The sequence below is a fragment of the Vibrio penaeicida genome (genome assembly GCF_019977755.1).
Taxonomy (GTDB): domain Bacteria; phylum Pseudomonadota; class Gammaproteobacteria; order Enterobacterales; family Vibrionaceae; genus Vibrio; species Vibrio penaeicida.
On the sequence record NZ_AP025144.1, the window covers coordinates 1520485 to 1536686 of the forward strand.

Sequence of the window (16202 nt, forward strand, 5' to 3'; positions counted from 1 at the left end):
GTAAATTTGTATGATCGAAATCTAGGTGCAAATGATAATAATTAGCACTACTAATCACATATAACAATTTTTTGCTCAACAAGGACGATTTCCATGATCTCAAAACGACTCATTGCTCGTGCCATTACTGCTTCACTTCTTGTGACCAGTGGTGCGTCAATTGCGGCTGTCACTAAAGGCCAAGTAGTAGAGCATTACGCAGACCTCGCTCACGCTGTTTTTTCTGATGCGACCATTACTGCCAAGAACCTTGATCAATCCATTGACCAATTCCTAGCAAACCCTTCTAAAACCTCTTTGGAATCTGTACGTCAAGCTTGGATCGATTCTCGCGTACCTTATCAACAAACAGAAGTATTCCGATTCGGAAACGCTGTTGTTGATGACTGGGAAGGTCAGTTGAATGCATGGCCATTAGATGAAGGCTTGATCGACTACGTCACAAGCGACTACCAATATGAATTAGGTAACGAAGGTGCGCAGGCTAACATCGTTGCGAATACAAAAATTCAGGTAGGTTCTCAAGTCGTTGACGCGAGTGAGATTACACCTCAGCTGATTGCCGATCTGAATGAGATTGGTGGATCTGAAGCAAACGTTGCATCTGGTTACCATGCCATTGAGTTTTTGCTTTGGGGTCAGGATCTAAACGGCACTAACTCTGGTGCTGGCGAACGTTCATACACCGATTTTGTTGACGGTTCCGGTTGTACCAACGGCAACTGTGACCGCCGCCGCGATTACTTGAAAGCAGCCTCTCAGCTTCTAATCCAAGATCTTGAGTGGATGGAAAAGCAGTGGGCTCCAAATCAATCAGACAACTACCGTAAAGAACTTCTAGCGGGTTCAGCAGACAATGGCTTGCGCAAGATGCTATTCGGCATGGGTTCACTTTCTCTTGGTGAGCTCGCAGGTGAGCGTATGAAAGTTGCACTAGAAGCAAACTCGACGGAAGACGAGCACGATTGTTTCTCTGATAACACTCATAACTCTCATTACTATAACGAACAAGGTATCTATAATGTTTTCACTGGCTTGTACAAGCGTGAAAATGGTCAGCTTGTTTCAGGTCCGAGTATTTATGACTTAGTTGCTCAAAAAGACAAACAAGCAGCGAAAGAAATTCAGAAGCAATTTGATATGGCGCGTGCTCAGGTTGGTCAATTGGTTGTTTCTGCAGAGAAAAACAACCAACACTTTGATCAGTTGATTGCATCTAATAACCCACAGGGTAATGCATTGGTTAACGACACCATCATGTCTCTTGTAACGCAGACTGGTTCTATTGAGCGTGCTGCTAACATTATTGGCATCGATAGCCTTAACCCAGATACTGCTGACCACGAGTTTTAATCGCACATTATTATAAAAATATTAAAGGGCTCTATATGAGCCCTTTTTACACTTGAGAAGCACAAGAATGAAGCAGTTTCTAATTCCTACCATTATCGCCACGCTAATCTCAGCCAGTACTCACGCTTATGAAACCAAATCCGGTGGTGGAACCAGCGTAAAAAAAGACGGTTCTAACGCGTTTTCACTTCCTGCTAATAATTTACCCATGACATCACGTCTAGAATTCAGTGTCGGTAACAGTTTTTTCCGTAACCCATGGGTTCAAGCGCCAGCTTCAACAGATGCTCGGGATGGCTTAGGTCCTTTGTTTAATACCAATGGTTGCCAAAATTGCCACATTAAAGATGGACGTGGTCACCCGCCAGAGCCTGGCGAAGAAAATGCCGTTTCCATGTTAGTTAGGCTAAGTATTCCGGCGATGACTCCAGAACAAAAACAACAGTTCATACGTGATGGTATTGTTCCTGAACCTACATACGGTGGGCAGTTACAAGATTTTGGTCTTCCTGACGCCAAGCCAGAAGGGAGAATCAAACTCACCTACAGTGATGTAGAAGTGGCGTTTTCCGATGGTGAAAAAGTGGTGTTAAGAAAACCCAATCTAAGTATTACAAACCTGAATTATGGTCCAATGCACCCAGATACGCAGCTTTCTGCTCGTATTGCGCCTCCAATGATTGGCCTAGGGCTTTTAGAGGCGATTCCGGAAGAGACTATCCAAGCGATGGCTGATCCTGAAGACAAAAATAAAGATGGAATTTCAGGGAAAGCAAACCGCGTATGGGATGTCGCAGCAAACGATTATGCGCTGGGTCGATTTGGGTGGAAAGCGGGTCAACCTAATCTTATGCAGCAGAATGCGGCCGCTTTTAACGGAGACTTAGGTCTAACGAGCGCGCTATTCCCAAATGAAAACTGCACCAGTGCACAGTCTATTTGTGCCGACTTACCTCATGGTGGAAAACCAGAAGTGAGTGAGAAGATCCTTAACTTCGTCGAATTTTATTCTCAACACTTAGCTGTACCGATTCGAAGAAATGTAAAAGATCCTCAAGTCGTATTAGGTCAAGCAAAATTCGTTGAAGCGGGATGCCAATCTTGCCATGCTGTAAACATTAAAACGGCCAAAAATGATCGCCTGCCTGCATTATCAGAACAGACCATTCACCCTTATACTGATATGTTATTGCATGATATGGGCGAAGGGCTTGCAGATAACAGACCAGAGTATCTTGCAAATGGTCGTGAATGGAAAACACCACCACTTTGGGGTATTGGCTATACACAAGAAGTGAATAAGCATACGAATTTCCTACATGATGGTCGTGCCAGAAATGTCATGGAAGCTGTACTTTGGCATGGTGGTGAAGCAAAACCAGCGCAAGAGAAAGTTCTAAGCATGTCGAAAAAAGAGCGTGAAGCTTTGGTCGCGTTCCTTAACTCACTGTAATTGAGGCGAAACATGAAAAAAACATTGAGTTTATGTCTACTCGCTTTGGCGGGGTGTCAGTCCAACGATGCTGAGAGCCCTCAAGCGGTTATGGTTCAGAGCGGCGATAACGGCTCAGCCGTTGCCTATGACCCAGCGACAAAAGATTACGCGGGTAGCCATGCTAGTGAAGCCGTTTATGAAGTTGAAAAAGAAGCGGCATTTTTACTGCTTGCTGAAAGTAAACTTCAAGCACTCAGATGGCAACAATACTGTCTTTCTCAGGATTTGAGCGAGGAAGCGCTTAAGTCTGTTTGGCATAGCACCATGATCAGCTGGATGGCATTACAAGGACAAGAACGAGGTCCTGAAGATGCATTAAATGAAAGTTGGAATATGCAGTTTTGGCCAGATAAAAAGAACACGACGGGCAGAAAAATGTCTGCATTAGTGAAGTCAAACCAAGTCTGGACCGCTGAAGAAATCTCTACAAAAAGCGTGACTGTTCAAGGTTTAGGAGCCATTGAGTGGTTGCTGTATGATTCGGCATCACCAATTTCAACGGATAAAGGCAAGACTTGTCAGAGTGGTTTGGCGATCAGTGAAAACATTGCTAACCGAGCCCAAGTGATTGCGCAGGCATGGGAAGAAAACCCGTGGCGATCATTGGATAGCAACAAGTGGAACTCTGAATACCTCAGCCTACTGTCGAACCAGTTGGAATATAGCTTGAAAAAGATGAGCAGACCGCTTGCTAAGATTGGCAATCCTCGACCGTATTTTTCGGAATCTTGGCGCTCACAAACGTCGCTATCAAACCTAAAAGCAAACGTAAAGGCTCTGCAGTCTCTGCACTTGGCTCATGGGTATGGTCTCGACAATCAATTGAGACAACGTGGAAGAGAGGCACTGGCAAATGCCATTGTTGAGCAGTTTGAACTTACTCTTGATACGTGGCCGGAAGATGCAAGCCTATTTGTACAACTGAAGTCGAAAGAAGGCTATCAAAGCACGTTGGCGCAATACAATAAATTGGATCATTTGAAATATCTGATCCATGAAGAGGTTGCGATTGAATTGGGTGTAGTAGTAGGGTTTAACGCAACTGATGGTGACTGATCACACACGTAGAAGGCTGCTCAAAGCAGCCTTATTTGGTGCTTCTGCGCCATTTTTAACGGTCGCTTGCTCATCAAGAGGGCAAAAGCACGACTCTTCATATGCCCTGAATTCGCCTGCATTGATAGGATGCTCCATTCTAAACCGCGATAAATACTTTGCGACGGTCGCAGATATAGAAGGCAGCCCAATCCACCAGATCCCGCTTCCTGCAAGAGGCCATGGTGTGGCAATCCACAAAAATGGATCACTGGCAGTGGTCTTTGGTCGAAGACCAGGTGCTTTCTTCCAGCCTTTTGATTTTCATACTGGTGACATGTTGCCGATTGTAGCAGCGAAACCTGAGCGTCATTTTTATGGGCACGGCGTATTTTCTCCTGATGGGCAATTACTGTATGCCACGGAAGGGGAAAAAGGCTCAAGTCGGGGGATCATTGGCGTTTATGACGTTGCTAGAAATTTCGAAAAGGTTTCTGAGTTCACAGGGTTTGGCTTAGGCCCTCACGAAATCATCATGTTACCTAGCGGCAATTTAGCGGTGGGAGTCGGTGGGGTTCACACCAATGGGCGCACACCGTTAAACCTCGAAACAATGTCGCCATCCCTCACCTATATAAGTGCTGAAGGTAAAATATTAGAGCAAGTATCTCTTCCAGATAACAAGTTGAGTATTCGCCATTTAGCCTATGGAATTGATGATTCCACTCACACTCAAGATCTCGTTTTTTGTGGGCAGCAGTATCGTGGTTCACCAGATGATTATCCAGCTCTGCTCGCTGCCCATCGATTAGGGCAACCTATGGTTCAATTTAACGCAGAACCTGAGCAGTGGGCGCGCTTTAATCACTATATCGCAAGCATCGCTGTTGCGGGTGATTGGGTGCTAGCCACATCTCCAAGAGGGAATTGCTATGGAATATGGCGCATATCAACTGGAGAATTATTGGAAATTGAATCACTTCCTGATGCTTCGGGGGTTGTTGTTAATAACAATTCTTTCAAAATAAGCTCAGGTGCAGGAAAGGTGATTTCACGACCAGTTCAAGGTGATGAAAAAAAATATTCATCCGGTATTCATTGGGATAACCACTGGTCGGCGATAATCTAAAAACTGATACAAGTTTTTACAGTATTTTTTGCCATACTTTAGGAACACATATATTAGAAACTAAAGTAAGTGAGGCTGGCTATGGGATTGAAGAAGTGCTGTTTTTTCATACTTATAGCTATGCTTCCGTATTTTTCGTCAGCGAACAATTACTACGCTGCAACATGGGTAAACAGCTCAACCCCAATAGGGGTGACTTTATCGCATCAAGACGCCATCACTTCGCTTTACCACGAATATCAATATCAACCTATTTGGTTTCAATATGATGCGATCGTTGCGTTTGAATCTCAGTTAGAAAACCTAGCACTGTCGGACGTAAGTGAGCTTTTTTATAAAAGGTTGATGGCACTCAAAGAAGCTCGTTATCACAATCGCTGGCAAGAGTTTGATGTTCTGGCGACAGACACTCTCTTGAATTACATCAGCTATACAGAGTTAGCTCAATCTATGGGGAAGGGGTGGTTTTTTGGAGGAAGAGTACCTGCAACCCTGTCTCTTCCTTCTGAAATCAACTTGAATGCGTTTCGTGTAGCGTTATCTCAGGATAAGCTGGTTGAGTTTATTTCAGCTCTGGCACCGCAATCCCCTCTATATTCCAACTATCAATTTGCGATTCGTGAGCTCAAGCCATGGCTTAACATCTATTTGAGCGATTACACCCAAAAGAAACGATACGCTCGTCGTGGAGATAAGCTTTCACATAAACGTGTATTGCTTAATCGACTTGAGGTGTTGAGGTACGACGTGTCGTCGGTAGATCTTTCAACTCAAAACAATGCAGATAAACGATACGATGCCAACCTTGAAGTGCTGATCAAACAGTTTCAAACGCAGCATGGTTTAGAGCCTGATGGCATTATTGGGCCTAAAACGATCAAATGGATTAATGTGTCAATTGAGGAACGCCTTCGTCTCATCGCGTTGAATGCACAGCGGTTGCGTATCTGGCCGCTTCAAAGAGATCGCATTGTGCTGGTCAACGTTCCTCAATACTCCATGTCGTACTGGTTAGATGGGAAAGAAACCTTTTCTTCTGATGTGATTGTCGGTCGCCCTTCTAGGAAGACGCCTTTGATCGATACCAGAATGGATTCAGTGATTGTGAATCCGAGTTGGAATGTGCCTCGTAAAATCATGGAGAAAGACATATTACCCAAGGTCATCAACGAGGAATCGTATTTGACCAGCCATAACTACGAGATTGTAGAAAGCTGGCACAATCGGACGTTGATCGACCCAAAAGAGATAGATTGGGCAAGCATTGACCCTAAGCAATTTCCTTATCGCATGCGTCAAACCTCCGGGCCATTTAATGCGCTAGGTAAATACAAATTCAATACCCCAAATAAGAACGCGATCTTCTTGCATGATACGCCGGCTAAGTCGTTGTTTACTCAATCTCGACGGGCATTCAGTTCTGGCTGTATTCGTATTGAGTCTGCAGAGAATTTTGCGCACCTTTTGTTAAACACCCATTCCAAAATGCGCCCCAGCCATCATGAAAGAATAAGCCGAAAAGAAACGGTTGCGGTGGCATTAAAAGAGAGGATACCTGTTTCCATTATTTACCAAACGGTATGGACGGAAAACGGGCAAGTTCAATATCGCAGTGATGTGTACAAATACGACCAACTGAGTCGTAGTTCAAATTTTGACGCTAAACTTACAAATTTGATCAATTTAAATAAAAATCTTTCTGCTCAATAACTAACCACTACTATTAGGTCCAACCGTCAATAATTTGAGCTGCTGGCTAATTGACGGTTATATCAATTGTGGTTACTGTCGCGACTTTGCAAACCGCGCTAGACCATTGAGATGACAACACGAGAACTCACTCGCAGAGATTTTTTACGCAGTACCGTTTTAGTTGGTGCTATGGCAACTCTTCCTTTTACTCCTTCAGTACTTGCAACATATGCAAATCAGCCGCGAACATTGGTACTCAATAACCTACATACGGGTGAATTGCTTGAGTCTTGCTATTTCGATGGCAAACAGTATGTGTCAGACGAGATGGCTCTTATAAACCGTTTGTGCCGCGATCATCGTCGAAATGAAGTGCATGCAATGGATAGAGCTTTATTCGATCAGATAAATGCCATTCAGCGCATCATTGGCAGTGAAGCGGAAGTTCAAATCATTTCCGGATACCGATCGCCAACAACGAATGAAGCGTTACGTAAAAAATCCAAAGCGGTCGCTAAAAAAAGTTACCACATGCAAGGAAGAGCGATCGATTTTAGATTGGATGGCGTTCGGTTGTCCGAAGTTAAAAAAGCGGCACTATCCTTAAAAGCGGGCGGAGTAGGGTATTACCCTAAAAGTAATTTTATCCATATTGATACTGGTCCCGTTCGGGCTTGGTAGCTTTCTTCAGCCCGTCTCTTTGCTTGTAAAAATTTAAGGTAAATGTCATAGTTCTTGGCAGTTTAAGTCTATACAAGGTAAGGAAAATGAGCCTTCAATATAGAGTGGTGCCTGTCACTTCTTTCCAACAAAATTGTTCCATTGTCTGGTGTGATGTAACCATGGAGGCCATTGTGGTTGATCCTGGGGGCGACGTGCCAAAACTGGAAGCGACAATCAGTGAATTGGGCGTTAAAGTCGTAAAGATCGTTCTCACTCATGGTCATTTAGATCACGTTGGTGGCACTGAAGAGCTAGCGCAATCCCATAAGGTTGACATCATTGGACCGCACAAAGCCGATAACTTTTGGTTACAAGGTCTAGAAGGGCAAAGCCAAATGTTTGGGTTTCCATTAACTGAAGCGTTTGAACCAACTGAATGGTTAAATGAGGGTGACATCGTCACCTTTGGTAATGAGAAGCTTGATGTCTTCCATACTCCTGGTCACAGTCCAGGGCACGTTATTTTCCATAGCTACGCATCCGAGACGGCATTCGTCGGCGACGTGTTGTTTAATGGTGGTGTAGGAAGAACGGATTTCCCACAAGGTGACTTCGATACTCTCATTCGTTCTGTTAAAGAGAAGCTTTGGCCGCTTGGCAATGATGTGAAATTCGTACCGGGTCATGGTCCTGAATCAACATTTGGTCGTGAAAGAGCAACTAACCCGTTCGTAGCAGATGAAATGCCGCTCTATTAAGAGTGATGATGCTTACACGCTTTCCTTGTCGGCTGCTGCTAGATATCGTCTAACTAAGCCGACAAATTCATCGCCACTTCTATCTAAATCCGACGTAGAAATAAAAATATCGTATCCAAAGTTTTCTCGTTGATACGCCATTCTATTTGCCAGCATGGCTTGTAACCCTTTGTACTTAAAGCCGCTGGGGGTGACAAAATGCTTGGAATCCAAAACCACATCTTCAAAGGGCGTATTCTCCTTTCCTGATTGCTTCATTCCTAAATAAAGCAAAGACCGTTGTTCCAAAAGCAGCTGTGTACTGATTCTTGGGCAAATGTTATCAAGATAAGGTTCGTAGTCCTTTAACTTGATACCAATCCAAGGAATGGGTTGGTGCCACCCCTCTTTCTCGTAAGTGCAAATATCGACCTGACTAATGTTGCTCCATTTAACAACCCAGCCCCCTTTGAACATGTGTTGTTGAAAATGGGTCGCTGTTAGGGTGAAAGATACTTTACTCTTTTCAATAAGAAAGTGAGTGACAATAAAAAAGGTTAGAAGACCAAAAAGTGACAGTAAAGCTTGTGGAATACCTGGTGACAGCACGAGCAGAAAAAAGGCAATCAGTGTTGCCAGTGCCATCACTACTTTTCCAGTAGAAGAGTAGTAACTGAACGGTATGTTGGTTAGGTGCACGGTATTCATAATGTTGCTCTATTCAATCCCTTTGAGTGATAGCTCCGGCTTCAGGTTCTGCTTAAATAATAGCCTTTCGGCGGGTCTTCCCCCATTTTTACGTTGAAAGTTCCCGATAGGCTACAAATTAGTGTCAGATTTTGGTATAAATCGCGCTTCAAATTTTTCACCACTGCGCGGTATAGCAGTGAAATGGAGAAAACCCAATGAGACTCGCTCACAAACGTAAAGTGCAGGCTAAACTGCAAAAACGCATCAAAGCGACTTTAAATGTGGCTAAAGCAGCTCCTGAAGCAAAGAAGCCTGCTGCTAAGAAAGCCGTTGAAGCAAAAGTGGAAAAGCCAGCTGTAAAAGCGCAATCCACTGTTAGCTTAACGCCAAAACAACAGAGTGTTTTGGATATCGTTGCAAAGAATCCAGAAGGCATTAACCCTAAAGGGATTGGCCTAGAAGCTGGTCAAGAAGACGCGAAAGCGGCATCTTGGGCAACAGGTGCTCTAAAAAAACTTCTAGAAGAAAGCCTAGTAGTGAAAGAGCAATTGGCAGGCAACAAAGTTGTTTACAAGCCAGTATAAATAACCTCAACTCTGGATATACACTCAGTGTCGATTTAGCGCCATAAATTACGCTGTTCTTATCCAAAGCAGAGACTAATTAGCGATTCGAATCGTGATGAAGCCCCAGTTTTGGGGCTTTTTGCTTTCTTTTTTTTCAATTAATTTAACGTAAAAAACGCAACAGTTCGTACGTACATTTCCTAAACGCTTCAAATCCTACCTTGCTCAACCTGTTGAAATAAAAAGTTTAATAATTACAGATATCTATTGGATTACGTATATCTACGTAAGACTAAAGTTCTATATGCTCTCAGTGTAAATAATTACGTCCGTGCTCACCCTAATAGGTTAATGGGTTGTAATAGGGCATTGTTGTGTAATCCAAGTGAGATCCGGAAAGGTTCTAGCCTAACTTCTTAACGTTTTTGGTGAAGAGAAGGTATGGGTAACAAGAATATCTGGATGTAGAGGTCACTTGGGTATATTCGCAACACCATTCAGGGATGGTTTGTGAGCAAACACAACATAGGACGTGAAACAATGAGTCTCTTAAAAAAATCAATTCAACGCACTCTAAAAGGCACTTTAATCGCTGCTGCGGCATGTGCTGCAATGGTGGCAGCTTCCGCAAGCGCGGCGGACAAGGTGTATCGACTAAAACTGGCTGAAACTTGGGGACCAAACTTCCCAGTATTCGGTGATGCGACTAAGAACATGGCGAAGATGGCCGAAGAAATGTCTAACGGTCGTCTACAGATTCGTATTGACTCCGCGAACAAGCACAAAGCGCCTCTTGGTGTTTTCGATATGGTGAAATCGGGTCAATATGATATGGGTCACTCTGGTTCGTACTATTGGAAAGGCAAAGTGCCTAACACGCTTTACTTTACGTCTATGCCTTTCGGTATGACACCAGCAGAGCAGTATGCTTGGTTCTACCATGGTGGCGGTATGGAGTTGATGGATAAGGTGTACTCACCGCACAACTTGATGTCTTTCCCTGGTGGTAACACAGATATTCAGATGGGTGGTTGGTTCCAAAAAGAGATCAACTCGGTTGATGACTTAAAAGGCCTGAAAATGCGTATCCCAGGTTTTGCTGGAGAAATCCTTGCAGAGCTAGGAGCGAAGCCTACAAACATTGCACCAGGTGAACTGTATACCTCATTAGAGCGCCGCACCATTGATGCGTTAGAGTGGGTTGGTCCATCGTTAGATTTACGAATGGGTTTCCACAAAATTGCACCTTACTACTACACAGGTTGGCATGAGCCAGGTTCAGAGCTTCAATTCCTTGTGAACAAGCGTACTTGGAAACGTCTACCAGATGACTTGAAAGCTATCCTTCAAGTGGCAATGAAAACAGCGGCGTACGATATGTACACGCAAGCAACCCATGAAAGTGGTAAAAACTGGTCAACAATCAAGTCTGAATATCCAAACGTTCAGGTGAAAGATTTCCCTGCATCCGTAATGAGTGCATTACGTGAAGCGAATGATCGTTTGTTAGCGAAACACGCTGAAAGTGATGAGCTTGCAAAAGAGATTCAAAAATCTCAAGCGGATTACTTGAAGCAAGTTCGCTCATGGACTGACATTTCACACCGTGCTTACCTGAACAGTCAGGCACAACAATAATTCGGTCATTAGACCCTAAAGATAAATAGGTCAAAGAACCTGCTGCTGGGTGAGTCATCACCCAGCTTGTGCTCAGTCATTTTCAGTTGAAATGCTTTAGTGATTTGAGTACATAAGCCCAAGAAACATCAGGGTCTACTTCGATTCTACGCCCCCCTTAGATTGTCGACGTAGTACTGAGTAAGACCCTGACCTCTCGTTTGTCTTTCCAAGGAGTATGGAATGAGAAGCCTCATTTACATGGAACGATTCTTTAACCGTATCAGCGATGTGCTGGGTTGGATCTCCAGTATATTATTTCTATTACTGCTGCTTAATGTTGTTTACGACGTTGTAATGCGGTATGCCTTTAACGATGTATCCATTGCCTTCCAAGAGATGGAATGGCATTTGTTTTCTGCTGTTTTCTTGCTGGGTGTACCTTACGCACTCAAAGCGGGTGGGCATGTTCGTGTCGATATTTTTTACGAGCGCCTTTCTTACCGAGCAAAAGCGATCATCGATATTTTGGGCACCCTCTTTTTCCTATTTCCCTTTTGTCTTCTTGTTGCGTGGTATGGCATCGACTTTGCCAAAGAATCTTATGCTCTAGGAGAGACATCAGGCGATCCCGGCGGATTGCCGTATCGATGGATCATTAAAGCAGTGATCCCAGTTTCTTTCTTCTTCATGGCGGTTAGCGGCATTGGTTTACTGCTTAACTCATTGAATAAGATTTTTAACCCAAGCCCAGCTCATACCAGATAACAAGGAAGTATTTTTATGATTGGAATTGTCATGTTTCTGGTTGCGCTGGTGGCTTTGCTATTAGGGTTTCCTGTCGCGTTTACCTTTGGTGGTATTGCTCTGCTCTTTGGCGTGTGGGCTGAAGGGGCAGAAATGTTTGCCTTTATGCCGTATCGCATAGAATCCATTATGCAGAACACGGTTTTGATGGCTGTACCACTGTTCATCTTCATGGGGCTTGTTCTGCAAAAGACCAAATTGGCTGAGCAGCTGCTTGAAGCCATGGGGCGCCTGTTTGGTACGGTGCGCGGTGGTATCGCGATATCGACAGTGTTAGTCGGTGCGTTGCTTGCAGCCTCTACTGGTGTGGTTGGTGCTTCTGTCGTGGCTATGGGGCTTATCTCTTTGCCTGTCATGCTTAAATATAAGTATGACAAGGGCTTAGCTTGCGGAACCATTTGTGCTTCGGGCACGTTAGGTCAAATTATCCCACCTTCTATCGTATTGATTCTTCTTGGTGATGTATTAGGGGTTCCTGTAGGGGATTTATTCCAAGCAGCTGTGATTCCTGGTTTAGTGCTGGTGGGCGCGTATATTGTTTACATCTTAATTTACGCAAAAATGAACCCAGATGCAGCGCAGCCTATTGATCGTGATGAATCTGTTTCTCGCCGTGAAGAGGTGATAGAAGCGCTAAAAGCCGTTGTTCCTCCTTTGGCTCTTATCGTTGTTGTTCTAGGTTCAATTTTCGCTGGTGTCGCTACGCCTACAGAATCGGCAGCGCTTGGTGGTGCTGGTGCGATAGTTTTGGCACTTTTATATCGTCAATTTAGTTGGAGCATGGTGTACGAGGCGTCGAAAGAAACCGTTAAAGTTACGGCAATGGTTTTCGCTATCTTACTCGGTGCAACGGCGTTTTCTATGGCGTTTACTTATACAGGTGGTGATTACCTAGTTGAAGAGTGGATGTTGCAAATTCCAGGTGAAAAATGGGGTTTCCTAATCATTACTATGCTGGTGATTCTGATTTTAGGTTTCTTCATCGACTTCGTAGAAATTTGTTTCATCATTGTTCCTATATTGGCGCCAGTTGCCGAGCTAATGGGCATCAACATGGTTTGGTTTGCTATCTTGATAGCGATGAATCTACAAACCTCTTTCCTAACTCCGCCATTTGGTTTTAGCCTATTCTATTTGAAAGGGGTTGCTCCTAAAGGAGTCACAACGAGGGATATATACCGCGGTGTGATGCCTTTTATCGCCATTCAAGTTGCGGTTCTAGGTTCAATCCTTGCTTTCCCTTCTTTCTACGGAATGTGATCTCACGATTATTGCTATCGCTAGTTTCGTTGAAAGAATGGGACTTAATGCCTGCCTCTGATACAGTCAGAGGCAGGTTAAACGTTATCCCCAAATAGTTTCAACGCTTGGGTGAAAGAGGGAATGGAATGCCTCTTAGAGCCAAATTGATTTTGCTCACTCTATTACCACTAATCTTGGTTACAGCCAGCATTAGTTGGATCTCGATACATCAAACAAAAGCTTTAGGCTTGAAAGAGGTAGAAACTCTCCGCACAAGCCTTATTCGTTCTCGCGAAAACGCGTTGAAAGATAAACTCGACCTAGCGTTTGATGCAATTCATCATGTATACACCGACGAATCCTTAGACGACGACGATGCCAAAGAGCAGGTAAAAAAAATCCTAACCAGATTAAGATACGGTTCGGATGGGTATTTCTTTGCATACGATAAAGAAGGCGTCAATTTAGTTCATCCGATCCTTCCTGAGTTGATCGGTCAAAACCTGATAGATATGCAAGATGAAAATGGAAACTTGCTGATTGTGTCTTTGATTGACCAAGCTCGCAACGGAGGTGGGTTTGCAAACTATTTGTGGCAGAAGCCTTCCACTAATGAAATTGTCCCTAAACTGAGCTACGCCGCTTGGCTGTCGAAGTGGGAATGGATGGTAGGAACAGGGTTATATATTGAAGATATCCATTTGGAAGTTGCTCAAATGGAGGCATCTATAAATGAAAATATAGAAGCAACGTTTATCAGTACTATTTCTATCTTGAGTGTCACAGTAGCCGTGATTGTTGTGCTGACGCTTGCGGTTAATTGGCATGAGCACCGAATAGCGGATAAAAACTTAAAAGAGCTGGCGCATAAAACCGTTATGTTTCAAGAGGACGAGAAAAAGCACTTAGCTAGAGAGCTTCATGATGGTATTAACCAGCTCTTGGTGTCTTGTAAGTGTCATCTAGAGTTATTAGCGCACAAATTAAAACAAAAAGTCCCTGATATTGATGATAAAACTCTGGCACACTTAGAAAAATCACAGCTCTCGATGGTCACTGCCATTAATGAAGTTCGCCGTATATCTCATAACCTGCGCCCGAGTTCTCTGGATGATATAGGGCTGCAAGCGGCTTTAGTTACTTTACTTCAGGATTTTAAAGATCATTCTGAGATTCACGTGGAATACAATATCGACAATTCTTTGTCGAGAATGAACTCTGAGGTAACAACAACCTTGTACCGTGTTGTGCAAGAATCACTCATGAATATTGAGAAACATTCGTTTGCCACTAAAGTTGAAGTGATTGTCCACCAAATTGGCGATCAAATTCAGCTAATGATACGTGACGATGGACGCGGTTTTTCGGTGAGCGATACGATGAGAGCTAAAGGGATAGGGCTCCGAAATATGCGGGAAAGGGTTGAGTTTATTGGTGGGGATTTTGAGCTCTTTAGCGAACCCAATTACGGTACAGAAATTACTGTGTTGGTCTTGATTTAAGTACTGTATAGCTTTAACCGTGAAACTACCTTTAAGAGATATCAGAGCAACTTTAATTTATCTGGATGAATGGAATGCAAAAAGCAGTAAGCCAAGGTAAGGCTATTAATATTGTAATCGTTGATGACCACCAAGTGGTATTGGATGGTTTTTTGGCGCGTCTAGAAATGGAAGAAGAGATTAATGTGATTGCGACAGCAAGTAATGGCGTTGAAGCGATAGAAGCCGTCTCGCGCGAAAAACCAGATGTTGTCTTGATGGATGTAAGCATGCCCGTTATGAACGGCATAGAAGCCACCATGCTACTTAAGGAAGAATATCCTGATGTAAAAGTCCTGATGCTGACCATGCATGATAACCGTGAATACATCATGAAAGTCATGCAAGCTGGTGCGGTGGGGTACATGCTGAAAGAGATTTCGGCAGAAAAGATGGTACAGGCGATAAAAACGGTTTTTCAAGGTTCAACGTATTTTTGTGAGTCGGTTACTCAAACGTTATTCACCCAGCCTATTATGCCTGCTAACCAAAAACCCAACCCTCTAAGTCGACGAGAAGAGGCTGTACTTAAGCTGGTGGCGGAAGGGCAGAGCAGTAAGAAAATAGCATCCGCACTCAACATTAGTTACCGAACTGTAGAAACGCATAGGCAAAATATTAAACACAAGCTGGATCTTCACTCGACAGCAGAGCTTGCTAAATATGCGTTAGAGAAAGGGTTGGTAGACTAGGTTGCGTAGGTAACATTTAGATATACAAAAGCGAGTGGAATCACTCGCTTCGACTTTGTAAATAATTCTGATTAACCGACTGGCTGTTCGTTTTTTGTGATACTGCCTAATTCAAGAACTGGGGCTACGTCGTAGCTTTCAGCATTCATCATTGATGAGATGCGTTGAACAGAAGATAGCAGTAGGCTTTGCTCCCACTCATCCAGCTTGTGGAACTGATCAATGAAGTTGTCCTGCAATGGGAGAGGGGCTTTTTCTAAAATTTCATTGCCTTCATTTGTGAGGTACGCATGCACTTTGCGTTTATCACTCACACTTCTCTTCCTTTCTACATAACCATTACGTTCTAAGCGATCAAGGATAGTCGTCGCTGTAGCTTGGCTCATGTTGGTATTGTTCGACAATTCGCGAATGGTGACTTCACCCAGCTCGCGAATAGAACGCATAAGAATGAGTTGTGGTCCGGTTAACCCCAACTCTTTACCAAGTTTTTTTGAATGTAAGTCGATCGCCCGAATGATTTGGCGCATCGCTATCAGAACTTCTTCGTGTTTTTCCAACTTATTTTTTCCGTTCCAGTGTTGTAGAGGAGAGTAAACTGCATTATCACCCAAATTTATACGGTGAGATATATCTATTTGCGACGTCTATTCGTCGTTATTAAAGGCGATGACACCTTAAGGTTTTTAGCATAATTGTGTTGAGTATACCTAAGTTACGTCGCTTGGGTACGCCAAAATAAATGATAGAACACTCTTTTTGGAGATAAAGTGCTGAACCCTGCATAATGTGATACGAGTACGAATGTTTAGACTACAAAACAAATAGCTGTATTGATTGGTTTAAAAATAAGCATTCGGAATGTGAAATCTGAGATTTTGGCAGGTTTTTCGAGTTATCTCTGGTTTTGAACGTTCAATTTGGTTAGGGTTTGTGAGATTTA

The 16202-nt window shown here is 43.5% G+C and carries 15 protein-coding genes; 13 read left to right on the top strand and 2 right to left on the bottom strand.

Annotation, left to right across the window (positions count from 1 at the left end; translation table 11 throughout):
* The first annotated feature begins 93 nt into the window (after positions 1-93).
* The 7 genes from LDO37_RS07080 to LDO37_RS07110 all read left to right on the top strand — a co-directional run bounded on the left by LDO37_RS07080 (position 94) and on the right by LDO37_RS07110 (position 8125).
* On the top strand, positions 94-1353 hold the full coding sequence (locus tag LDO37_RS07080) for an imelysin family protein (protein WP_224055380.1): 1260 nt from the start codon (positions 94-96) through the stop codon (positions 1351-1353).
* A 67-nt stretch (positions 1354-1420) separates the two neighbouring features.
* Positions 1421-2806 carry a di-heme oxidoreductase family protein gene (locus tag LDO37_RS07085; RefSeq protein ID WP_126607553.1) on the top strand — a complete coding sequence of 462 codons (1386 nt, stop codon included), beginning with the start codon at positions 1421-1423 and terminating at the stop codon, positions 2804-2806.
* Between the two features lie 12 nt (positions 2807-2818).
* The gene (locus tag LDO37_RS07090) at positions 2819-3904 is read left to right on the top strand and encodes an imelysin family protein (RefSeq protein ID WP_126607552.1); all 1086 of its coding nucleotides are present in this window, start codon (positions 2819-2821) and stop codon (positions 3902-3904) included.
* A complete protein-coding gene (locus tag LDO37_RS07095; protein ID WP_126607551.1) occupies positions 3894-5012 on the top strand; it encodes a DUF1513 domain-containing protein in 1119 nt (372 codons plus the stop codon). The genes LDO37_RS07090 and LDO37_RS07095 overlap by 11 nt, the downstream gene beginning before the upstream one ends.
* Positions 5013-5093: 81 nt before the next feature.
* Positions 5094-6722 carry a L,D-transpeptidase family protein gene (locus LDO37_RS07100; RefSeq protein ID WP_126607550.1) on the top strand — a complete coding sequence of 543 codons (1629 nt, stop codon included), beginning with the start codon at positions 5094-5096 and terminating at the stop codon, positions 6720-6722.
* A 111-nt stretch (positions 6723-6833) separates the two neighbouring features.
* Positions 6834-7385: a DUF882 domain-containing protein gene (locus tag LDO37_RS07105; protein ID WP_126607549.1), complete on the top strand. Its 552-nt coding sequence runs from the start codon at positions 6834-6836 to the stop codon at positions 7383-7385.
* 86 nt (positions 7386-7471) lie between these two features.
* Complete coding sequence (locus LDO37_RS07110) at positions 7472-8125, top strand: MBL fold metallo-hydrolase (RefSeq protein ID WP_126607548.1); 654 nt, start codon at positions 7472-7474, stop codon at positions 8123-8125.
* A 12-nt stretch (positions 8126-8137) separates the two neighbouring features.
* On the opposite strand, the gene LDO37_RS07115 is transcribed toward LDO37_RS07110, so the two are convergent.
* Complete coding sequence (locus LDO37_RS07115; protein ID WP_126607547.1) at positions 8138-8812, bottom strand: DUF2982 domain-containing protein; 675 nt, start codon at positions 8810-8812, stop codon at positions 8138-8140.
* Between the two features lie 197 nt (positions 8813-9009).
* On the opposite strand from LDO37_RS07115, the gene LDO37_RS07120 reads away from it, so the two are divergent.
* The 6 genes from LDO37_RS07120 to LDO37_RS07145 all read left to right on the top strand — a co-directional run bounded on the left by LDO37_RS07120 (position 9010) and on the right by LDO37_RS07145 (position 15259).
* A complete protein-coding gene (locus LDO37_RS07120; protein WP_126607546.1) occupies positions 9010-9378 on the top strand; it encodes a MarR family transcriptional regulator in 369 nt (122 codons plus the stop codon).
* 522 nt (positions 9379-9900) lie between these two features.
* Positions 9901-10998: a TRAP transporter substrate-binding protein gene (locus LDO37_RS07125; protein ID WP_101114667.1), complete on the top strand. Its 1098-nt coding sequence runs from the start codon at positions 9901-9903 to the stop codon at positions 10996-10998.
* A 222-nt stretch (positions 10999-11220) separates the two neighbouring features.
* Positions 11221-11745 carry a TRAP transporter small permease subunit gene (locus LDO37_RS07130; RefSeq protein ID WP_101114668.1) on the top strand — a complete coding sequence of 175 codons (525 nt, stop codon included), beginning with the start codon at positions 11221-11223 and terminating at the stop codon, positions 11743-11745.
* 15 nt (positions 11746-11760) lie between these two features.
* Entirely contained in the window at positions 11761-13044 is a 1284-nt protein-coding gene (locus tag LDO37_RS07135; protein ID WP_101114669.1) for a TRAP transporter large permease, read from the top strand.
* A gap of 128 nt (positions 13045-13172) precedes the next feature.
* Positions 13173-14528, top strand: coding sequence for a cache domain-containing protein (locus LDO37_RS07140; protein ID WP_126609885.1), 1356 nt, complete (start codon positions 13173-13175; stop codon positions 14526-14528).
* A gap of 74 nt (positions 14529-14602) precedes the next feature.
* A complete protein-coding gene (locus tag LDO37_RS07145) occupies positions 14603-15259 on the top strand; it encodes a response regulator transcription factor (RefSeq protein WP_101114671.1) in 657 nt (218 codons plus the stop codon).
* 71 nt (positions 15260-15330) lie between these two features.
* Here LDO37_RS07145 and LDO37_RS07150 read toward each other — a convergent pair whose 3' ends face one another.
* Positions 15331-15819, bottom strand: coding sequence for a MarR family winged helix-turn-helix transcriptional regulator (locus tag LDO37_RS07150; RefSeq protein ID WP_101114716.1), 489 nt, complete (start codon positions 15817-15819; stop codon positions 15331-15333).
* Between the last annotated feature and the right edge of the window lie 383 nt (positions 15820-16202).